This window comes from Blastomonas sp. AAP25, from assembly GCF_001295965.1.
GTDB lineage: Bacteria > Pseudomonadota > Alphaproteobacteria > Sphingomonadales > Sphingomonadaceae > Blastomonas > Blastomonas fulva.
The window spans coordinates 63626-82363 of record NZ_LJHP01000016.1; the positions used below are offsets into that span (position 1 = coordinate 63626).

Sequence of the window (18738 nt, forward strand, 5' to 3'; positions counted from 1 at the left end):
ATGGCAGGCAACGTCATCTATCGCGGCCCGGTCACCACTGGCTGGCAGCCGCGCACCGTCACGAACAAGCCCGTCGCAGGCGCATACCTGCCCGGCACGTTCGTCGAGGAAACCGCAACCACCCTTGCGCAGATCACCACGGCTCTGGGCAAACTGCCCATGATCCTCGGCAATCTCGATTTCAAGGATCAGGATGTGGCGACCGCCTACACCTCGGGCGATACCGGTCTCGCGTATCACCTTGAACCCGGCCAGGTCTATCAGGCGCGGGTGGCAGCAGCCACCTATGCCAAGGATGCGCCCCTGACCATCGGCGCGGCAGGACGACTGACCGCCGCGACCGCAGCCACCCCCGTGGTGGCGTTCTTCAGCGACACCCCCGGCGCGAAAAGTGCAGGTGATCTGGTCGATGTCATCATCGCCAACACCTACACCGTCCCGGCAGCGTAAGGAGCGCACAGACTATGCTTCGTTTCACTCCCGAGCAGCAGGCATTCGTGCTGGCCAATCGTCGCCAGTTCAATGCTTCCCAGGTCGCCCTTGCGAATGCGCATGGGCAGACCCTTATCGGCAACGCGCTTCCGCTCCCCAAGGACGTTTGGGGACAGTGGGACCGCGAAGGCGTCGAACTGCAGCGCACCACGCTTGCGGTTTTCAACGACCTTGCCGCTTCCGTCGCAACCCCGATGCCGATCGGCAAGCTGGTGCATCACTTCCAGACGATCAGCGACAGTGGTTCGGTCAACATCTCGCTCGATGGTCGCTCCAAGGCGCGCACCGATCAGCCGGTGTTCGAATACCACGGCACGCCGCTGCCGATCACCGACAGCACGTTCAGCTATGGCTGGCGTCAGGTGGAGGCAGCACGCTCCGAAGGCTTTCAGCTGGACAGCGCGGGCCGCATGAACGCCATGCGCCGTGTTGCCGAGAAGCTGGAAAGCCTCGCGCTCGACGGTGATGCAGGGATCGTGGTCGGCGGCGCAACGCTGTACGGTCTGCGCACCCAGCCCAAGCGCAACACTCGCTCGACCGGCGTCACGCTCAACGGTGCTACCGGCGCGCAGTGGCTCGCCGAGTTCACCGCTACCCTGAAGCTGCTGCACGCGGACAACTTCAAGGTTCCGGCGACCGTATATGTCCAGTGGGACGATTGGTTCTATGCGACCAGCACTGAGTTCACGACCGGCTACCCCAAGACCATCGCGCAGCGCGTGCTGGAACTGGGCGGCATTCGTGAAATCATCCCCGCCGACAGCCTGGCAGCGGATGAAATCATCGCTATCGTGAAGGATCGCCGCGTGGTGCAGGTGCTCAACGGCATGCCGATGACCACCCGCGCACAGTTCCGCGCCAACCCCGAAGACGAATACAACTTCGTCACCATGGCTGCGGCATCGATCGAAACCAAGTTCGACGCCGACGACAACTGCGGCATCGCGCACTCCACCTGATGACGGCGGGAGGGTTGGGTGACCGGCCCTCCCCCGCTCCGAAAGGAAATCCCATGAAGATCGAAATCACCCAGAAGGGCGTTTATGACGCCAAGGGTCAGGAAATCGAAGTCGGCACCGAAATGGACATCAAGGGCGATACCGTCCCGGCATGGCTGGTCAACAAGGGCCGCGTCCTAGCCGAGGCCAAAGGCAAGGCCGCTGTCACCAACACCAGTGGCGCCGAGCGCCAGGCCCGCCTCAAGGAAATCGCGATGGGTCTCGCCGATGGCGACTTCATCGCATCGGGCGCGCCGGACGTGGCCAAGGTCAACGAACTGCTGAACGAAGACGAAACCGCCTTCACTGCAGCCGAGCGCGATCAGGTGTGGCCCGGCATTGCGGCCGATGTGATCGCCGCCCGCAAGGCTGCCTAAGCCATGGCCGCAACCCTCGCAGGCTGGATCACCTATGCCGGTCTGCGGGGGCTGGTAGTGGCCAACGAGGCAGCATCGGAACAGGCGCTTGTGCGCGGGGCGGACTATATCCGCTATCACTACATCGCGCGCTTCCTGCCCGGCTATGACGAAACCTCGCCGAACGTCGATGAGGCTATCTATGAAGCCGCAGCGCTCGAACTGGCCACCCCCGGCTTCTGGACGACCACCTTCACCCCTGCCCAGCAAAAGGTTCTGACCGGCGTCGACACGATCCGCTGGACGGTAACGGGCGGCACGGACAGCGCCGACGCATGGGCGAACGCCAGCCCGACCAGCACCAAGATTGCCGCGATGCTGGCGCGCTACATGCCGGGCAAGTATCAGATCGGCTTGAAGGCAGTGGGGCTTTGATGATAAGCCTCGTCCCGATGGCCAGCGACAAGAACGTAACCGCCCTGCGCGGTGGCCCGGTGCTGATGCCGGAACCCAACGCGGGCTGCATCGCCTATCTGCGAGATTTGCTGGCGAAAGCGGAGTCCGGTGAGGTTGTCGGGTTCGTCTGCGCCACGCTGCACGGAGATGGCCTGTCAGGCCACACGATCGCAGGCATGATCGGGCCGAACACGTTGCTGGGAGCCGTCGAGATGGCCAAGGCGGATCTTATGGACCGGATGCGGGAGCGGGATTGAGTGTCCGGCGCATCTATCGCGGCGGAAGTCGCAGCAGCCCTCGCTGAGGTCGCGACCGAAGTCGGCGACGGATCGTTCACGGTGACGCTCGTCCGGGCGATGGCCAACCCGGTCACGCCCTGGGACACCGGGAACTATGGCGCCCCCGAGGAAATAGAACTGCCCGCAATGGTGACCAGCTACCCGCAGCGGCTCATCGACGGCACGCTTATTCAGGCATTCGATCGCAAGGTGATGATCGCAGCGCAGGGCACGAAGCCCACGACCGCGGACACCCTGACGATCGGCGAAGAGACATATCGGATTATCAACGTGGAAGAGACGGCCCCGAGTGGGGTTGCGCTGTTCTATCAGGTGCAGGCAAGGAAATGACCATGGTTGTTGTCGGCAAGCTGATCGCCAAGCCAAAGCGCTGGGTGAATTCCGCAACGTTTGCGTCCGCCATCCTCTGCGCTGCAGTTTCGTTTTTCAGCTGGAGGGCTGCTGAGGCGATCTCCGACTGGTCAGCGGACCTGATCGTCAAGCACGGCTTTCCCGTGTTGTTCGTGGCTGATTAATGGCCAACCGCCGCCGTCTACAGAACAGACTGGCGGAACTGCTCAAGCAGTACGACGCCAGCATCCAGGCGGCTTTCTTGGAGGCGATCCGCAACAAGGCGAACAGCATCAACCTGACCGATCTGGCAGCGGCAATCGAGGCGCGCGAGATCGACCGGGCATTGCGCATTGCAGGCGTGACGCGGGCGGACCTGTTTCCGTTCGATAGCGCGATTAGCAGCGCCTATGTGGCAGGCGGGCAGACTATCGCAGCAGCTGCCCCGGCGTTCGCTGTGAGCTTCGGTTTCGACGGCAGGGCAACCCGTGCAGAGGCATGGGCTCGCGATCATGTCGGCGGGTTGGTGACGAACATCGTCGATGATCAGGTGCAGATGCTGCGCGAGACGATCGGGACGCAGATTGCAGGCGGCGTGAACCCCCGCACGGCAGCGCTGGACATCGCAGGCCGCACGGTCGGCAATGCCCGGCAAGGCGGTTACATCGGGCTGTCGCGCCCCCAGGCTGGCTATCTCCGCAATGCGCGGGAGGAACTGGCAGGGCTCGACGCCAACTATTTCACCCGCAAGCTGCGGGATCGTCGCTTTGACGGCATCGTGCGCAAGGCGATCGACGCGGGCAAGCCACTGGCGCAGGCAGACATTGACCGGATCGCGGCGCGCTACAGTGACCGCATGTTGAAGCACCGGGCAGACACGATTGCGCGGACAGAATCGATCACGGCTCTGCGGGCTGGACGGCGCGAGGGGATGTTGCAGGGCATCGAAGGCGGGGCAATCCGCGCGGAGACGGTCAAGCGCATCTGGAACAGCACCGGGGATGCTCGCACGCGGGCTGATCACATGACCATGAACGGCCAAGAGGTTAACGGCATGAATGAGCCCTTCACCCTGCCCGATGGGTCCAGAATGCTTTTCCCCGGCGACACAAGCCTCGGGGCCGCTGCTGATCAAGTGATCCAGTGTCGATGCTTTGAGGAACTTCGTGTGGATTTCTTGAGTGGCCGATAACCGGAAGTTCATCGCCGACGTGGGGGCGGCGGTCCGCAAGCGTAAGGGCCTGATGCTACAGGTCGCACAGGAATCCATCCAGGATGTTGTCCGCCTGGCTCAAACGCCGGTCGCGCGCGGCGGGTCAATGCCGGTGGACGAGGGCGGGCTCATCAATTCACTGGTAACCGAACTACGCGGCGCGCAGGTGGGGCAAGGCGAAGATAGCTACACGCTCGGCATTGCGGGGCTTCGGCTTGGCGATGCTTTCCAGGTGGCATGGACTGCGCCCTACGCAATCGCACGGCACTACAAGCCCGAGAGTTTCGGCCAAGGGGGCGGGCTCTGGCGCGACAAAGCGGCCCAGCAGTGGCAGCGGATCGTCGCCAGCAACGCCGCCAAGGTCAGCTAAAGGCAGGATTTCCAGCTTTCACCGAGGGCAATGAACGAGCGCCGGTATTCAACCCGGCTGCCCTTCCCCTCTGGCCTGATCGTGAACGCAGACGAAACCGCGTCATAGAGGTTGTTCTTGATCAGCACGACTTGCGAGCCATCCTCTTGCTGCATGGGTGTCGAGTTGTTGCGCGATGCGATGCAGGACGCGACCACGCCGGGGCTTTTGGTGCTGGTGAAAGTGTCGGACGGCTCTTTGTTCAGAACTCTCTGAGTTGAGGCGCACGAAGAGGCGCAGATACTCGCAACGATTAGTAATGAGATACGCATTTCGCTCTCCATGATGGTTGGTGAGATCGTCGGCGCTACTCTGGCAAAGTCAAGCGGAAAGGAAAGCGATGCCGACCTTTGCCGAGATCGAAACAGCTATCGGGCAGCGCCTCGAGGGCATGGCAAACGTTCCGCTGATCGCATGGCCGAACCGCGCGTTCACGCCGGGCGATGTGGCTTATCTTGAGTTTCGCCACGCGCCAAACGGCAGCGTGGATCCCGTCATCGCGGGTGGCTTTGCATACCAGCTTGGGCTTGTCCTGATCACCGTCATCACCCCCGCCGGCGGCTTCACCACGGCGGCGAACACGCTGGCGCAGGCTGTGGCCGATCGGTTCCCCAAGGCGCTGCGCTTGGCGGCAGGCACCGGCAAGGTGGTGATCAACGCGCCGACATCGCTGGCAACCCCGTTTCAGGACGGCGCTTATTGGCGGCAACCTGTCCGCATTTCCTACGTCACCGAATAATTACGAAAGGCACGACCAATGACCGGCTCTCATATCGGCAAGACCATCTATGTGGCAGAAGCACTCCCCGCCACCAACGACGCGGCGGGCTTTGCGGCCCTGACCTGGGTCAAGGCGAACGGCGTCCAGACGCTGCCGCAGCTCGGTGTCTCGCATAACAACATCGACGTGCCCGACCTGCAGACTGGCTTCACTGCTGGCATCAAGGGCGCTGGCTCGGGCAACGACAGCACGGCAACCTTCCGCATGGTTGCTGCCGACGCTGGCCAGGCTGATATCCGCGGCCTTGCGAACGCTGGCGGCACGCTGGGCGCGGGCTCGATCAAGATCGTCAAGGGCAGCGGTGCCGCACAGGCGCCGGTTGCTGGCGACCCGGTGCAGTACGCGCAGGGCTATTTCCACAGCTACATCGAGATCCAGGGCGACGACACGAGCCACGAGGGTTTCAGCGTGAACTTCAAGCAGAACGCGCTGACCGTTGATGCCACGGAGCCCGCATAATGGATTTCGACCTCCTCGATCTGCGCGAGGCTGCTGACAAGGAATATTGGGTTCAACTGCGCATGGGCGACACCCTGCTGTTTGCCGATATGGACAAGCAGCAGGGGCCTTGCCGGGTGCTGGTGGCGTCGATGGCAGAGCCGGGCGTCGAGGATGCCGCAAAGGCCATCGCTCGCGCGGGTGCCTTGTACGGCGCCATCGAAGCGCAGCTTGCAGTTGCGCCGAACCGTGAGCAGCGTCGGGCAGCCGAAAAGCGGCTGGCTGAGCTGGACCGTGAGGCGGAAAAGTGCATCAGCAACTATCTGCTGAAGACGGTGCGCGGTTGGGAGAATATCGAAAAGGGCGGTGAGCCGCTGCCCTTCTCGGACGAAACCCTGAAAGACATGGCACAGCCCAAGGCCCCGCTGTTCCGCATGGCAAGCGCGATCGCGAAGGATGCGGCAGCTGCGCAAAGCCCTTTTTTCGAGTCCGATCCCGACTGACACTGTTCGCCGCGCAAGTCGGGTGGCTGATGGCCAAGCCTGATGGCCAGGAAGAAACCCGCGCTCAGATGCACGGCGAGCAAATCCCCGATCTGCCCCCGACTGAACGGCTAGCCGACATCTGGTTGCAGCTTGGGCGCGCAGGCGATGGCCTGTCAGGCGCTGTCCCATTCACATGGGCAGAGATTGCGGCATTCGCCCGCATGTCAGGCACCGACCTGCACCCCGCCGAGGCGTCCTGTCTCGTCGAAATGTCCCGTCAATTCTGCATCGAGGTTGCTGACCGCAATCCTCTGCGCATGGCACCAATGGAGCGCAAAGCATGACCGATCTTGCGCGCCTTGTTCTCGATGCCGACACGCGCGGCCTCAAGTCCGGCGAGCGCGATCTGGACAACCTCGGCAGGCAGTCGCGCAAGACGGCGGGCGAAGTCGATTCCTCGGCAGGCATGATGGCTTCGGCCTTCAAGAAAGCCGGGGCTGCGATCGTGGCGCTCGGCGCTGCCGATATGGCGATCAGCTTCGGCAAGGCGTCCGTGCAAGCGGCTATCGATGCGCAGGAAATGCAGAGCGCCTTTGAGGTTGTCTTTGGCAACATGGCCGAAGATGTCCGCGCCTGGGCAGAGGAAACCGGCAATGCGCTGGGCCGCTCGACGCAGGAAATCCAGCGCGGCGCATTGGCATTCCAGGAACTGTTCGGCAAGGCGCTGGACCCGGCGCAGGCTGCGGAACTGTCCAAGCAGTTCGCGGTCCTGACGCAGGATCTCGCCAGCTTCAAGAACCTGTCGAATGAGGTCGCGCAGCAGAAGCTGTTCAGCGGGCTTATCGGCGAGGCCGAGCCCCTGCGCGCGGTCGGCGTGTTCCTGTCAGAGGCGGCAGTGCAGGCAAAGGCGGCAGAGCTCGGCTTGCGCGGTGTCAGCGGCGTGCTGACCGATCAGGAAAAGATCGTCGCGCGCGCTGCGATCATTCAGGAACAGCTTGCCGCGGCGCAGGGCGATGTCGAGCGCACGGGCGGCAGTGCTGCGAACCAGATCAAGACCATGAACGCAGCGGTCGAGGAATTGCAGGTCGCGCTTGGAACGAAGCTGCTTCCCGTGTTCACCCCGCTGATCTCGGCGGTCGCCCAGTTTATCACAATGCTGGCCAATGCGGCACAGGCCATCAACATCAACATGGTCGCCATCAACGACTTCGCACGCGGCCTGCAGATCCTTTCGGGCTATGCGGTCGCGGCAGGCAACGCCTTCAACTTCAACTTTGTAGGCGGGATTTCCCGCGCGGGCTCCGAACTCTGGGAGTTCATCAAGCGCATGATCCCCGCTATCGGCTACCTCGAGCGCATCATCGGCCTTGTCCGCAGCTTGGGCGCAGCCGAGCGCGGCACCACTGCCCGCAACCAGGCATTGCGCGGCCCTGCTGGTGGCTTCGCAGCCATGTTCGGCACTGGCGGCTCGCTGTCCGCAGATATCGCGCGATCGAACGCGACGATGGCAACCACCACGACCACGCTCAAAAACATGGGCGTGAGCCTCGGCGGTGTGTCGGCAGGCGCCGGAAGCGCCGGGCGTGCAATGACAGTCGCCGCCAACGATACGAAGGCCGCAGCCGATCGAATGAAGGCCGACATCGACGGCATAATGGACCGGCTGTTCCCCTTGCAGGGCGAAATCAACCGCCTGACAAAGGAGATGGCAACGCTCGAGGCCATCCGGTCGCAGGTCGGAGATGCTGCCTATGTCCGCGCACGCGAGGCGCTGGAAAAGCAGGCCAACGCCCTGCAGTCGGAGATCGATTACGGGGCCATCCTGCCCGCCGAAATCATTCCACAGTTCAAGGATTGGGAAGCGGCGCTGGGTGGCTTCAGTGAAAAGGCCAAGGTGACGGCCGTTCAGGTCACCGAGTCTTTCAAGGACATGGCCACCGCCACGATGCAGTCGCTAAGCAATCTCGCCAACGCAATACGAGGCGGCGACTTCCTCGACATCCTGCAGTCTGTGATTGGCCTTGGCCTGCAGTTGGGCAGCATGGGCGCGTTTGGTGAAAGCGTGCAGACCAGCATCAACAAGCCGCGCAGTTTCGACGGCGGCGGCTATACGGGCTCAGGCGCGCGCTCGGGCGGTATGGATGGCAAAGGCGGGTTTCTGGCCATGCTTCACCCGCGCGAGACTGTGCTCGACCACACGCGCGGACAGGGCGGCGGAACCACTCGCGTCGATGTCATCCCCTCACCCTATTTCAACGTGGTTGTCGATGGCCGCATCGTGAACGCAGCCCCGGCGCTAGCCAACGCTGGCGCGATCCAGGCGCAAACCAGCCAGGCCAATAGCGGCAGAAGGACGGTGCGCCGATGATCGTTCTGCCCGACTTCGCCGTTCGCGGATCTGCAACGCCGGTATTCATCGACGCAGGCTTCACGCAACGCGGCGTCGCATCCCTTGGTCGCATCGATCGCAAGGGCTCGCGCTACAAGTTGGCCTGCACTTATGGGCCGTTTCACCCTGAGCAGGGCCGCGTCATGGTTTCTCGGCTGATCGCTGGGAAGCAGGAAGGCGTGCGCATCCCCTACCCGCTGCTGGTCAGCCAGGGCGCGCCGGGTGCGCCTGTCGTGGATGGCGCAGGGCACGAGGGCAAGACCCTGCCTATTCGCGGGCTGACACCCGGCTATGTCTGCCGCGAGGGCTATTGGCTTTCGATCACAGACACGGCGGGCCGAAGCTATCTGCACAACGTCAAGACGGGTGCGCGGGCTGATGCCAGCGGCGAAATGTCTGTCGTCCTGAATGAGCTGCTGCGCTTCCCGTTCCTCGACGGCGCCACCATCAACCTTGCCGTGCCGATCGTCGAGGGCCTGGTTGAAGGCGACGAATGGGCTTGGTCGCTGTCTGTTGATCAGGTTGTGCCGATCGAATTCACGATTGAGGAAACCCGCTGATGGTCGGCATCACGGGGCTGCTCAAGATCGAATTGCCTGACGCCACGGTGCTGCTGAACGACGGCGGGATCACGACGTTCGACGGCGACACCTATTCGCCCGACGACGACCTGCTTGGCCAGATTATCAGCATAGACAGCCTGTCAGAGGGCATCGGGCAGGAAATCCCAGCGCTGAACATCACGTTCGCCCCGCCTTCGCTGGTGTCTGTAACCTCGCTTTCGATTGGAGCGATCCAGCAAAGCCGCGTCAGTCTGTGGGTTGCTGAATATGACACTGACACCGGCGAGGTTGTCGGCACGCCTGAACTGAGGTTCGTCGGCTTTGTCGATCAGCCGCGGGTGCAGGCATCGTTCCGACAATTCAACGTGTCGATCACTGCCACGCCCGAGCTCGAGGTGATGTTCTACAAGGACACCGGCAACGGGCTGAGCAGCACGTTTCACAAGTCGATCTACCCCGGCGAGACGGGCCACGACAACGCAACCGGGCTGGCTGTTTCGGTCGCTTGGGGCGTCAAGGGGCCACCTTCCGGCGGCGGCTTTGCTAGCGGCCCGAGTGTTGCTGTCGGGATTCCGACGTTCCCGGGGCAAGAGTTCGCACGATGAGGGAGAGCGAGCAGCGCCGGCTGGCCACTACTGCAACGGCGGAACGGTTTATCGGCAAGCCCTTTGACTGGACGGGACAAGGGACGTGCATCCACCTGGCGCGCTTCCATGCGTCGCAGATGGGCCATGATCTACCAATCGTGCCGCGTTTTCGGTCGGCCCTCGGTGCCATGAAGGCTCTGAGGGAAACGGGCGCAGAAAGCCTGCCTGAATTGCTCGACGGCATGTTCCTGCGCATCCCGGTCGCATTCATGCGGGTTGGCGACATGATGGCCACACCCGGCGATCAGGGCTTTCACGCGATCTACATCAAGGCCGATAAGTCCAAGTTCCTTGGCTGGCATGAATCGGTGCCGGATTGCACCTTCGTCGACATCGGCGATGATGGCATCCGCATGGCAGAAGGTGCTTGGCGGCTATGAGCAGAGGCCTTGCCAAGATCGGGAAGATCATCACATCCCCGATCAGCCTCATCATTGGCGACAAGGCGACGTCTGCGCTGCTGGCGATCGCTGCTGCCATCCCCGGCCCGCATCAGCCTTTCGCAGCTGCGGCCGCAGTGGCGTTCACGACGTTCAGCCAGCTTGCAGCACCAAAGCCTCCCGCGCGCGGTTCTGCGACCAATGTCATCATCGCTGCAGAGCCCCCGCGCCCCTACATGATTGGCGAAAGCTTTAGCGGCGGCGTGCTGCGTCATCAGGTCGCATATGGCGAGACGCTGAAAAAGGTCGAAAACCCGTTCCTATGGCAGGTCAAAGTCTTTTCTGGCGTCGGCCCTGTCGAGGAAATCGTTGAAGAGCAGTTCGATTTTGAGCCGATCGGCGGCTATTTCACGGGCTTCTATGATTCCGTCAGCCAGCTTGGATTGCGCCCTGAGAGCGCGGCGCTGGTCCCGCCTTATGGCACTGCGCCAGGCTGGACGACTGCCAGCAAGCTATCGGGCTGCGCAGCCATCGGGTCCAACTATAAGTTCGACCGTGACGGCAAGGTGTTTGCAAGCGGGCAGCCGCTTCATGGCGCAATCCTAAAGGGCGAAAAGGTCTATGATGCGCGCCTCGATGACACCTATCCGGGTGGTGACGGCCCCTGCAGGCTGGGCGACGAAAGCACCTATGTCTACTCGACGTGCCCCGCGCTTCATGCCGGGACTTATGCCTATGGCCGGTATCAGGACGGCATCAAGATTTTCGGCATCGGCATCGGTGCGGCTGGCATCGATTGGGCTGCCATCGTCGATTGGGCGAACGACTGCGACGCGAACGGGTGGGAAGCGCACGGGACAATCTACGAGGGCGGTCAGGGCAACGACATTCAGACGCAGCGGGTCCAGAATCTCGACGACATCTGCGCAGCCGGCGGCGGTCGCTGGCTTGTAGCTGGCGCGCTGCTGTCGTTCGACTGGCATCGCCCGCGCGTGTCGCTGGCAACGATGACGGACGACGACTGGCTCGAGGAAGGCGGCAACGCGACCGCGGTCCAGTCTGTGCGCGATCGGATGAACGGCGTGCGCCCGCAGTATATCAGCCCTGCCCATAATTGGGAGCAGATCACCGCCGACGAAATCATCGGCACGACCTATCGCGAGGAAGATGGGCAGGCATTTACACAAGTCTGGCCGCTGAATTTGGTGAAGGATGCAACGCAGGCCGGGCAGCTTGCCGCCTATGCGCTGACCGATACGCGCGAAATCGGGCCGATCGAGATCGCAGCCAATCAATCGTGGCGCTTCTATAAGCCCGGAGAGACGATCACCATCGACAGCGAATTGCTGGGCTACACCGGGCAGGCCGTCATCATGCAGCGGGAGTTCGACCCGCTGTCATTCGCGGTGCGTCTCACCTTGAAATCGGAAACCCCCGCAAAGCACGATTTCGCCTTGGGCAAGGTCGCCGTTCCACCGCCAACCCCCGTCATCGGGCAAACCGCAGAGGAGCGCGATCAGGTCGCCAGCACGGCCAACAATCCGCGCGGTGCCTATCGCATTCGGACCTATGTCCCGACCTTCCCAATCACGCCAGGCGATGGCGAGATTGTCATCGTCGCGTTCACCGGCACGCTGGAAGATGGCCGCACGATCAGCTTCCCCGCCGAGACACTGACCGGGCTCGATCAGCTGACGCTCTACGATGTGTTCTGGGATCTGATCACCGAGGAATATCTGACCTTTCTGCGGCCCGCCCTGACCCAGATGGAAAGCGACCGCTACGTGTTCGTCGGCGCAGCAGCCACCAGCGACGGCACGGACTTCCCGATCCCCGCAGACCCGCCACCGGGCTGGAGCGGCGACCCGAATTATAACGTTCCCTGAGCCAAGGAAACTCGACGATGACGACGCAATACACCGCGTGGCTGCAATCGCTTGCCGCCGCGAACAAGGGGCCTGTGACCTTGCCCACCGCGACCCGCAAGTTGGCATATAGCCACGTCATCGCGCTTACTGGTCCCGACTATTCCGGCGCAACGATCACCGGGCAAGTGCGCTCGTCCCCCGACAGCGACACGATCCTTGCGGCATTCACCATCGGCACGCTGGCCTATTCGGACGGCGTGACGACCGTCCCGATCTCACTGGCTGCTGGCACCGGAAGCAATTCGACGGGCGTCCTGCCTGCCGACAGCGACCTCGATGGCATCGAATACTTCCCGTTCGACTTCCTGATGACGCCATCGGGTGGCGCTGCTGAACGCCTGTTCGGCGGGCTTCTGCCGGTATCCGGCCACATCACCCTTCCCGCATAAGGACCGAGCATGGCCATTGAAATCGCATTCGGTCAGCAGACCATCAGCGTTGCGCTCTACGACCCCAACACCGTCGCCGCGCGCGATTTCGCCGAAGCAGCAGCCGCCAGCGCAGCCGAGGCCGCAGGCGTCCTTTCCAGCACCACAAAAGCCATCGGTCACCCCGTCAACCAGGGCGTGACGGTCGAAGACGGCTATTGGAACCCCAACACCGGCGCAGCGCAGACCAATGCGGCGTATCAGCGCTGGACGCTGGCAGTTGTCGGCGGGCAGGTGCTTTCGATCAGCGGCATTGCCTCGGGCGACGTGATGGCGCTGGCGTCGTTCTTCGATGCTGACGGCGATCTGGTCGGTTCGCCTTTCATCCCCGGCGTGAACGACGAGTTCGAACGGTATGAGAACCAGCAGGTCACCGTTCCCGCTGGCGCAGTGCTCGCAAAGGGCAGCGCGTGGAACTTCGACGTCACCGTGCCCGGCTTCGAAGCCATCCCCGGCGGCAAGTTGGTCACCGTCGAGCGGCTCGAGATCGACGACACCCGCGCCGACGAGGTGCAGACCGTGCTCGATGGGCTGCCGTATGTCCAAAAGGCATGGGCGCCGAGCGATGGCTATTACGGCAGCACCGGCTCCCTGACCACGAACGCGAGCTGGAAGCATCAGGTTTTCGAGATCAGGGCGGGGCAATATCTGCGCGTCGAGAACGTGCTGGCCAATGGTTCGCCGACCGCAGCAATCGTGTTCGGCCAGGACATCGACGGCGGCACCGGGCAGTTTGGCGAGGTGACCGCATTCTACGATGTCGGCACCGCGTTCGACACCCGCGTTCCAGCAACCCCGCGCCTTGCACCGCCGCGCACCACCCATGTTGCGGTGACCACGCTCGGCACCCGCGACGTTCGCGTGTTCATCACCGAGCCCCAGGCCAGCTTTGCACGCGACATTTCGGACACGCTGGGATGCCTGAACCCCCTGCGCGGCAAAACGGCGGTGTGGTTCGGCACTTCGATTCCGGCGGGCGACGGCATCGCTGGCAGCTATGTCGACCGCGTGGCGACGGCAACCGGGCTCACCATCTTCAACGAGGCGATCGGCGGTAGCGCGGCACGGGGTGGTATCGCGGCACGGCGCACCACTGGCGACACCTATGGCTGGACCGGCGCGAGCTATGCCAACCTGCGCGTGGCGATGGGCAAGAGCGATGCTGAGTGCACCGACCTGATCACCGATTGGGTCAGCAAGTGGCGCGATCGCGTGGTTGGCACCAAGCCCGCAGCGTCGGCACTTTCGAGCGAGGAACAGGCGGTCATCCGGGGCTCGTCCTATGAGGCGATCCTTGACCCGTATCTGGTCGATGGCAACGTGCCGGACTATTTCATCTTCGACCACGGCTATAACGATTGGGCATGGGCCTACTTCAGCGAGAGTAGCCCCGGCGTCGGTTCCAACCTCTATGACATGACCACCGTGCCCGGCACGCGATTCGACCGTGCGACGTTCATTGGGGCGATGGAGTTCTACTTCAACCGCATCTGGGCTGTGAACCCGCGCGCCCGCATCATCCTGATCGGCCACAACGTCAAAGGCTCCGAGGATGACATTTCTGACGGCCAGTTGCTGCTGCAGGGCCGCACGAACTATCCGCTGATGCGCCTTTGGGAAGTCTCGGGCTTCAACAGCCAGGAAATCGTCGGCGGGCCTGCCGATGGCGAGACGGTGTTCAAACAGTGGAACCCCGACGACATCCACCCGCACAGCGACGCGACCGGGCTCAGCAATGACCACCTCGGCAGCCTGATCGCGCGCTGGCTGGTGCAGAACGCATGACCAGCGCCAACCAGGACATCTTCGTCGCTATGGACGACGCCGACTTCAGCCGCATGGCTATCATTCATTCGCTCCGGGGGGTTCAGGATTCAATCAACTCGATGCGGAAAGCCATGGACGAAAACCAGACGGAAACCAGGCACGTCCGCGAGGCGCTGATCAAGATCGAGACGCACATGCAGGCTCAGGATTTCGAACAGATGCGGCGAGATATCGAGATGCTGAAGGCCGACAAGGACAGGCGGTCGGGTGAGCGCAGCACGCTCGATGCGCTCAGCAAATCGCCGCTGACATATTTGATCGCGGCGGGCGCTGCCTTGCTGGCTTGGCTCAAGGGAGGGTTCTGATGATCCGCGAACTGCAACAGGCCCTTCTGGCTGCCGGGTACAATCCCGGCGCTGTCGACGGCATCAACGGACAGCGCACGATGACCGCGCTTTGCCTGTATATGTCGCGCGGCCAGCACAGGGCAAACTGCGAGGCAATCGGCGCATCGCTTGCCCAGCACGGCGGCGCATATGCCATCTTCACCCCGCTGCGCCTGGCGCACTTCATGGGGCAGTTGAGCCACGAAAGCGGACGGTTCCGCTACATGCAGGAAATCGCCAGCGGCGCGGCCTATGAAGGGCGCCGCGATCTGGGCAACACGCAACCCGGCGACGGGCGGCGGTACAAGGGGCGCGGTCCTATCCAGCTGACCGGGCGCGCAAACTATCGCACCGTCGGCGCACGGCTTGGCCTGCCGCTTGAGGCGCAACCCGAGATCGCCGCCGACCCTGCAATCGGCCTGCGTATCGCCCTGGATTACTGGCAGTCGCGCAAGATCAACACCGCTGCCGACGCTGACGACATCCGCCGCGTCACCCGCCTGATCAACGGCGGCACCAATGGCCTTGCCGACCGCATCGAAGAAACCACCCGCGCACGCCGCGTCCTGATCTAAGCACGAAAGGAATACACCAATGGCATTTCAGTTTAGCACCGCGAGCCGCAACGCCGCGCTCGACGCAATCGAAACCGCGATCGGCACCGGGGCAATCCTGCGCATCCGCAGCGGCACCGTTCCCGCAACCGTCGCGACTGCAGACGCTGGCACCGTGCTGGCGAGCCTCACCCTGCCCAGCGACTGGCTCGCAGCGGCATCGGGCGGCAGCAAGGCCAAGGCGGGCACCTGGGAAGATACCAGCGCCGATGCAACCGGCACGGCTGCCCACTTCCGCATCTATGCCAGCGACGGCACGACCGCGCACATTCAGGGCACGGTGACCGCGACGGGCGGCGGGGGGGATCTTCAGTTGGACAACACGAACATCGCGGTCGCGCAGGCGGTCACGATTACCGGCTTCACGCTCACCGCTGGCGGGGCGTAACCTCCCATGGCGATCGAATACGTTGGTGGCAAAACGGCGGACGTTCTTCCGTCTACCGGCACTGTCACCAACGTATCGCTGACTGACCTCACCGGGGGCTTGGCAAGCGCGCCTGCCAATGGCGACATCGTGCTGGTGGCCTATGCGACCGGGTCAACGCTTCTTAGGCCCATCGGCGTCACCACATCCGGCTATGCGGAGATCGCAGAACTAAACGCGGCTGACACCCGCGACTCTACCATGTCCGTCAGCTGGAAACTGATGGGCTCTACCCCGGACAGCACGGTAAGCCTTAGCGCAACCGGCAACGCAGGCGACTGCGGCGTGGTCGCTATCCACGTCTGGCGCGGCGTCGACGCAACGACACCTTTCGATACGACCGCGACCACGGCCACCCGGACTAACGGCTGGGCACCCGATCCGCCCGCGATCACGCCAGTAACCAGCGGCGCAGTCATTGTCGCGTATGGCGCAGGTGTCGGCGGTGTCACCACGGCCGCCATCGGGACCATGGTCGGCACCGGCTTGAGCAACTTCCTGACCAGGGCTTTCGCGTCTGGCGGCGTTCGGTCTGTAGCGATCGGCGGCGGCAGCGCTGCGTGGTCATCGGGCGCATTCAACCCGGCAGCCTTTACGATCAGCAGCGGCACCGATTCAGTCTCGAATGCCGCGACCGCTCTTACTCTTGCGCTTCGGCCCAGCGCTGGTGACGGCGGGATCACCGGGACCGCTTCCGGCAGCATTGCGGTCACCGGCTCTGGCGCAGGCACCGTCGCGATCGCGGCAACCTCGGCTGGCACGATCGCCCTGACCGGCACTGCGACAGCGACATCGGCGATATCAGGCGACGCATCGGGTGCGCTCGACCTGACCGGATCAGGCAACGGCACGGTCGGCGATGCTGGCGGCGGCGTCGAATCGTCGATGGCGTTCGGCTCGGGCGCGGTCAGTGCCTCGGACCTGTCCTCCTACACCTTCACCGACATGACGTTCGGCACGGCCAGCGATACCCGCTATATCGCGGTCGGCATTGCCTGGCGTTCGGCGGGCACGACCAACGATGTCACCAGCGTGACCATCGGCGGGGAAGCTGCAACGCTGGTGGAGAAGGCGCGCAACCTGACCGGCGGCGCCATGTCGGCGGCGCATATCTACATCGCGGCTGTGCCAACCGGTACCAGCGGCGCGGTGGTGGTAAACACGACATCGAACGCGGTGCGTATGGGTGTCGCCACCTATCCGCTCTATGACATCGACCCGACGCCGCTCACGACAGCAGCGGTCGCAGCTGGCACGACGTCGACCGACCCCAGCATCACGCTGGCCGAGAATGCGCACGTTCTGGGTGTGGCGTTCAACGGCATCAGCGGTTCGCGCATCGCATCGGCCAAGGCGGATATTGACGCGGGTAGCCCGACGATCACGATCAGCCACGCGGCTGCAAACACCACATGGTCGGGCCTGACCGAAGATTACGACGCTGCCCTTGAGGGCACGACAGGCGGGCAATCTGCCGCCGTGGTCGCAGCCTGGGCGCGGCAGACGGGCAGCGCGCCGACCGAGATCACAGGCGAGGCCAGCGGCAGCATCGCGCTGACGGGCACGGGCTCGGCGGCAGTGCAGATCACGGGCGCGAGCTCTGGCACGTTCGGGCTTTCGGGTGCAGCATCAGGCACGGTACGGATCCAGGGCGCATCGTCCGGCACGATAGGCATCACGGGCAGCGCGGTAGGCGCTGTCAGCATCGCAGGGGCGGGTGCGGGCAGCATCGGCATCACGGGCACGGCATCGGGTGCGGCCGCTGTCTCAGGCTCCACTTCGGGCACAATCACGCTCGGCGGCACAGGTTCCGCAACGGTTGCCATCACGGGGGCCGCATCGGGATCGATCGCCCTCACCGGCACCGCGTCGGGCTCGCAGCAGGAAACGACCACCGGGGAAGCATCCGGCACGATCAGCCTGACAGGCAGCGGTGCGGCGGCGGTACGCATTGCAGGCGCGGCATCTGGCAGCATCAGCCTTGCCGGGTCCGCTGCGGGCGCTGTGCGGGTCGCTGGGCAGTCACAGGGCACAATCGCTCTGGCAGGCACCGCAGCGGGCAGCGTGGGCATCACCGGGCAGGCTGGTGGCGAACTGTCACTGACCGGCAGCGCGCAGGCTGGGGTTGCCATCTCGGGCAGTGGCGCGGGTGTGCTCGAGCTTGGTGGATCTGCGACGGCTATGGTGCTGTCGGCCGCATCAGTCCCGCCGCAATACCGCTTCACCGTTCAGCCAGAACTGCGCCGCTTCATCGTCGACGCAGCACCCATCCGCTTCACCGTGCTGCCAGAGCCCCGCCGGTTCGTGGTCGATCCCGAGCCACGGCGCTTCACGGTGTCAGCAGAATCCAGAACGTTCATCGTCTCCGAAAGGCTTGCAGCATGACCACCTTCCGCGCGCTTCCACAGGATCCACAGGCCGCGCTCGATTACGAGATGGACTGGTCGGCCTGGCTGGCAGACGACGAGACGATCACCGACCAGACCGTCGAGTGCGCGCAGGACGACGTGACCATCAGCCTCGTGACCGAAACAGCCGGCGTTGTCCGCTGGCGTGTCGCGGGGGGCGCTGTCGGCACCGATGGCATCGTTGCTGTCGGCGTCACCACCAGCGCAGGCCGCATCGACGAACGCAGCATCCGCATCCCATTCCGGGCTCGATAAGAAAGGAATTCCACCATGGCAGACCAGACCCCCATCATCGTAACCGACAACACGCTCGAGGGGCAGATTGCGACCCTGCTGCGCTATCTGCTGGCAGCAGCGGGCAGTTTCGCGCTTGGTCGCGGCTGGATCGACAGCGAGGCACTGCAGGCGCTCACCGGGCTGCTGACCGTTGCCGCGCCCATGGCCTATGGCATTTGGGTGCAGCACAAGAACAAGCAGAAGCTGATCCAGACGGCAGCCTATGCGCCTGACAGCGTTGCGCAGGTGGTGAGCAAGTGATGCCCGC

The 18738-nt window shown here is 63.6% G+C and carries 27 protein-coding genes; 26 read left to right on the forward strand and 1 reads right to left on the reverse strand.

Translation table 11 applies throughout. From position 1 onward, the window contains the following. The 9 genes from IP68_RS12355 to IP68_RS12395 are packed head-to-tail and all read left to right on the forward strand — an operon-like array spanning position 1 to position 4514. Complete coding sequence (locus IP68_RS12355; protein ID WP_054135302.1) at positions 1-450, forward strand: hypothetical protein; 450 nt, start codon at positions 1-3, stop codon at positions 448-450. 14 nt (positions 451-464) lie between these two features. Next, a complete protein-coding gene (locus IP68_RS12360; RefSeq protein ID WP_054135303.1) occupies positions 465-1451 on the forward strand; it encodes a major capsid protein in 987 nt (328 codons plus the stop codon). A 53-nt stretch (positions 1452-1504) separates the two neighbouring features. Further along, entirely contained in the window at positions 1505-1867 is a 363-nt protein-coding gene (locus tag IP68_RS12365) for a hypothetical protein (RefSeq protein WP_054135304.1), read from the forward strand. Positions 1868-1870: 3 nt separating this feature from the next. Beyond that, entirely contained in the window at positions 1871-2281 is a 411-nt protein-coding gene (locus IP68_RS12370; protein WP_054135305.1) for a hypothetical protein, read from the forward strand. Between the two features lie 17 nt (positions 2282-2298). Beyond that, complete coding sequence (locus tag IP68_RS12375) at positions 2299-2559, forward strand: hypothetical protein (protein WP_156318111.1); 261 nt, start codon at positions 2299-2301, stop codon at positions 2557-2559. Next, positions 2560-2931 carry a hypothetical protein gene (locus IP68_RS12380; RefSeq protein WP_054135307.1) on the forward strand — a complete coding sequence of 124 codons (372 nt, stop codon included), beginning with the start codon at positions 2560-2562 and terminating at the stop codon, positions 2929-2931. After that, positions 2928-3116 (forward strand): hypothetical protein, encoded by a 189-nt coding sequence (locus IP68_RS12385; protein ID WP_156318113.1) that lies wholly within the window; start codon positions 2928-2930, stop codon positions 3114-3116. Before IP68_RS12380 ends, IP68_RS12385 begins: the two co-directional genes overlap by 4 nt. Further along, positions 3116-4123: a phage minor head protein gene (locus IP68_RS12390; RefSeq protein ID WP_054135309.1), complete on the forward strand. Its 1008-nt coding sequence runs from the start codon at positions 3116-3118 to the stop codon at positions 4121-4123. Before IP68_RS12385 ends, IP68_RS12390 begins: the two co-directional genes overlap by 1 nt. Next, on the forward strand, positions 4113-4514 hold the full coding sequence (locus IP68_RS12395; protein ID WP_054135310.1) for a hypothetical protein: 402 nt from the start codon (positions 4113-4115) through the stop codon (positions 4512-4514). The genes IP68_RS12390 and IP68_RS12395 overlap by 11 nt, the downstream gene beginning before the upstream one ends. Here the strand turns inward: IP68_RS12395 and IP68_RS20245 are convergent. Next, a complete protein-coding gene (locus IP68_RS20245) occupies positions 4511-4825 on the reverse strand; it encodes a hypothetical protein (protein WP_197275802.1) in 315 nt (104 codons plus the stop codon). The genes IP68_RS12395 and IP68_RS20245 overlap by 4 nt on opposite strands. 68 nt (positions 4826-4893) lie before the next feature. On the opposite strand from IP68_RS20245, the gene IP68_RS12405 reads away from it, so the two are divergent. The 17 genes from IP68_RS12405 to IP68_RS12485 all read left to right on the forward strand — a co-directional run bounded on the left by IP68_RS12405 (position 4894) and on the right by IP68_RS12485 (position 18731). Continuing rightward, positions 4894-5292, forward strand: coding sequence for a phage tail terminator-like protein (locus IP68_RS12405; RefSeq protein WP_054135311.1), 399 nt, complete (start codon positions 4894-4896; stop codon positions 5290-5292). Positions 5293-5310: 18 nt separating this feature from the next. Then, positions 5311-5793, forward strand: coding sequence for a hypothetical protein (locus IP68_RS12410; RefSeq protein WP_054135312.1), 483 nt, complete (start codon positions 5311-5313; stop codon positions 5791-5793). 62 nt (positions 5794-5855) lie between these two features. Beyond that, on the forward strand, positions 5856-6275 hold the full coding sequence (locus IP68_RS12415) for a hypothetical protein (protein WP_156318117.1): 420 nt from the start codon (positions 5856-5858) through the stop codon (positions 6273-6275). A 29-nt stretch (positions 6276-6304) separates the two neighbouring features. Next, positions 6305-6601 carry a hypothetical protein gene (locus tag IP68_RS12420; RefSeq protein WP_054135314.1) on the forward strand — a complete coding sequence of 99 codons (297 nt, stop codon included), beginning with the start codon at positions 6305-6307 and terminating at the stop codon, positions 6599-6601. After that, positions 6598-8625, forward strand: a complete 2028-nt coding sequence (locus tag IP68_RS12425; RefSeq protein WP_054135315.1) for a hypothetical protein — start codon at positions 6598-6600, stop codon at positions 8623-8625. Before IP68_RS12420 ends, IP68_RS12425 begins: the two co-directional genes overlap by 4 nt. Beyond that, positions 8622-9206 carry a hypothetical protein gene (locus IP68_RS12430; RefSeq protein WP_054135316.1) on the forward strand — a complete coding sequence of 195 codons (585 nt, stop codon included), beginning with the start codon at positions 8622-8624 and terminating at the stop codon, positions 9204-9206. Before IP68_RS12425 ends, IP68_RS12430 begins: the two co-directional genes overlap by 4 nt. Then, positions 9206-9814: a hypothetical protein gene (locus IP68_RS12435; protein WP_054135317.1), complete on the forward strand. Its 609-nt coding sequence runs from the start codon at positions 9206-9208 to the stop codon at positions 9812-9814. Before IP68_RS12430 ends, IP68_RS12435 begins: the two co-directional genes overlap by 1 nt. Further along, positions 9811-10236, forward strand: a complete 426-nt coding sequence (locus IP68_RS20250) for a hypothetical protein (RefSeq protein WP_156318119.1) — start codon at positions 9811-9813, stop codon at positions 10234-10236. Before IP68_RS12435 ends, IP68_RS20250 begins: the two co-directional genes overlap by 4 nt. After that, the gene (locus IP68_RS12445) at positions 10233-12122 is read left to right on the forward strand and encodes a hypothetical protein (RefSeq protein WP_054135319.1); all 1890 of its coding nucleotides are present in this window, start codon (positions 10233-10235) and stop codon (positions 12120-12122) included. The genes IP68_RS20250 and IP68_RS12445 overlap by 4 nt, the downstream gene beginning before the upstream one ends. A gap of 17 nt (positions 12123-12139) precedes the next feature. Further along, entirely contained in the window at positions 12140-12553 is a 414-nt protein-coding gene (locus tag IP68_RS12450; protein WP_054135320.1) for a hypothetical protein, read from the forward strand. Between the two features lie 9 nt (positions 12554-12562). Continuing rightward, complete coding sequence (locus tag IP68_RS12455) at positions 12563-14377, forward strand: hypothetical protein (protein WP_054135321.1); 1815 nt, start codon at positions 12563-12565, stop codon at positions 14375-14377. Then, on the forward strand, positions 14374-14724 hold the full coding sequence (locus tag IP68_RS12460; RefSeq protein ID WP_054135322.1) for a hypothetical protein: 351 nt from the start codon (positions 14374-14376) through the stop codon (positions 14722-14724). The genes IP68_RS12455 and IP68_RS12460 overlap by 4 nt, the downstream gene beginning before the upstream one ends. Then, a complete protein-coding gene (locus IP68_RS12465) occupies positions 14724-15320 on the forward strand; it encodes a glycoside hydrolase family 19 protein (protein ID WP_054135323.1) in 597 nt (198 codons plus the stop codon). Before IP68_RS12460 ends, IP68_RS12465 begins: the two co-directional genes overlap by 1 nt. Positions 15321-15339: 19 nt before the next feature. After that, the gene (locus IP68_RS12470; protein WP_054135324.1) at positions 15340-15747 is read left to right on the forward strand and encodes a hypothetical protein; all 408 of its coding nucleotides are present in this window, start codon (positions 15340-15342) and stop codon (positions 15745-15747) included. A 6-nt stretch (positions 15748-15753) separates the two neighbouring features. After that, positions 15754-18171, forward strand: a complete 2418-nt coding sequence (locus IP68_RS12475) for a hypothetical protein (RefSeq protein ID WP_054135325.1) — start codon at positions 15754-15756, stop codon at positions 18169-18171. After that, complete coding sequence (locus IP68_RS12480) at positions 18168-18449, forward strand: hypothetical protein (protein WP_054135326.1); 282 nt, start codon at positions 18168-18170, stop codon at positions 18447-18449. The genes IP68_RS12475 and IP68_RS12480 overlap by 4 nt, the downstream gene beginning before the upstream one ends. Before the next feature lie 15 nt (positions 18450-18464). After that, positions 18465-18731, forward strand: coding sequence for a hypothetical protein (locus IP68_RS12485; RefSeq protein WP_054135327.1), 267 nt, complete (start codon positions 18465-18467; stop codon positions 18729-18731). Positions 18732-18738 lie beyond the last annotated feature (7 nt).

Excerpts from the sequence above, each read along its gene's own strand:
- IP68_RS12460 (WP_054135322.1), top strand. The coding sequence starts at position 14,374 with ATGACCAGCGCCAACCAGGACATCTTCGTCGCTATGGACGACGCCGAC.
- IP68_RS12475 (WP_054135325.1), top strand. The coding sequence starts at position 15,754 with ATGGCGATCGAATACGTTGGTGGCAAAACGGCGGACGTTCTTCCGTCT.
- IP68_RS12385 (WP_156318113.1), top strand. The coding sequence starts at position 2,928 with ATGACCATGGTTGTTGTCGGCAAGCTGATCGCCAAGCCAAAGCGCTGG.
- IP68_RS20250 (WP_156318119.1), top strand. The coding sequence starts at position 9,811 with ATGAGGGAGAGCGAGCAGCGCCGGCTGGCCACTACTGCAACGGCGGAA.
- IP68_RS12445 (WP_054135319.1), top strand. The coding sequence starts at position 10,233 with ATGAGCAGAGGCCTTGCCAAGATCGGGAAGATCATCACATCCCCGATC.
- IP68_RS12365 (WP_054135304.1), top strand. The coding sequence starts at position 1,505 with ATGAAGATCGAAATCACCCAGAAGGGCGTTTATGACGCCAAGGGTCAG.
- IP68_RS12470 (WP_054135324.1), top strand. The coding sequence starts at position 15,340 with ATGGCATTTCAGTTTAGCACCGCGAGCCGCAACGCCGCGCTCGACGCA.
- IP68_RS12390 (WP_054135309.1), top strand. The coding sequence starts at position 3,116 with ATGGCCAACCGCCGCCGTCTACAGAACAGACTGGCGGAACTGCTCAAG.
- IP68_RS12430 (WP_054135316.1), top strand. The coding sequence starts at position 8,622 with ATGATCGTTCTGCCCGACTTCGCCGTTCGCGGATCTGCAACGCCGGTA.
- IP68_RS12355 (WP_054135302.1), top strand. The coding sequence starts at position 1 with ATGGCAGGCAACGTCATCTATCGCGGCCCGGTCACCACTGGCTGGCAG.
- IP68_RS12360 (WP_054135303.1), top strand. The coding sequence starts at position 465 with ATGCTTCGTTTCACTCCCGAGCAGCAGGCATTCGTGCTGGCCAATCGT.
- IP68_RS12370 (WP_054135305.1), top strand. The coding sequence starts at position 1,871 with ATGGCCGCAACCCTCGCAGGCTGGATCACCTATGCCGGTCTGCGGGGG.
- IP68_RS20245 (WP_197275802.1), bottom strand. The coding sequence starts at position 4,825 with ATGCGTATCTCATTACTAATCGTTGCGAGTATCTGCGCCTCTTCGTGC.
- IP68_RS12455 (WP_054135321.1), top strand. The coding sequence starts at position 12,563 with ATGGCCATTGAAATCGCATTCGGTCAGCAGACCATCAGCGTTGCGCTC.
- IP68_RS12415 (WP_156318117.1), top strand. The coding sequence starts at position 5,856 with ATGGGCGACACCCTGCTGTTTGCCGATATGGACAAGCAGCAGGGGCCT.
- IP68_RS12485 (WP_054135327.1), top strand. The coding sequence starts at position 18,465 with ATGGCAGACCAGACCCCCATCATCGTAACCGACAACACGCTCGAGGGG.
- IP68_RS12420 (WP_054135314.1), top strand. The coding sequence starts at position 6,305 with ATGGCCAAGCCTGATGGCCAGGAAGAAACCCGCGCTCAGATGCACGGC.
- IP68_RS12425 (WP_054135315.1), top strand. The coding sequence starts at position 6,598 with ATGACCGATCTTGCGCGCCTTGTTCTCGATGCCGACACGCGCGGCCTC.
- IP68_RS12410 (WP_054135312.1), top strand. The coding sequence starts at position 5,311 with ATGACCGGCTCTCATATCGGCAAGACCATCTATGTGGCAGAAGCACTC.
- IP68_RS12480 (WP_054135326.1), top strand. The coding sequence starts at position 18,168 with ATGACCACCTTCCGCGCGCTTCCACAGGATCCACAGGCCGCGCTCGAT.
- IP68_RS12375 (WP_156318111.1), top strand. The coding sequence starts at position 2,299 with ATGGCCAGCGACAAGAACGTAACCGCCCTGCGCGGTGGCCCGGTGCTG.
- IP68_RS12405 (WP_054135311.1), top strand. The coding sequence starts at position 4,894 with ATGCCGACCTTTGCCGAGATCGAAACAGCTATCGGGCAGCGCCTCGAG.
- IP68_RS12435 (WP_054135317.1), top strand. The coding sequence starts at position 9,206 with ATGGTCGGCATCACGGGGCTGCTCAAGATCGAATTGCCTGACGCCACG.
- IP68_RS12450 (WP_054135320.1), top strand. The coding sequence starts at position 12,140 with ATGACGACGCAATACACCGCGTGGCTGCAATCGCTTGCCGCCGCGAAC.
- IP68_RS12465 (WP_054135323.1), top strand. The coding sequence starts at position 14,724 with ATGATCCGCGAACTGCAACAGGCCCTTCTGGCTGCCGGGTACAATCCC.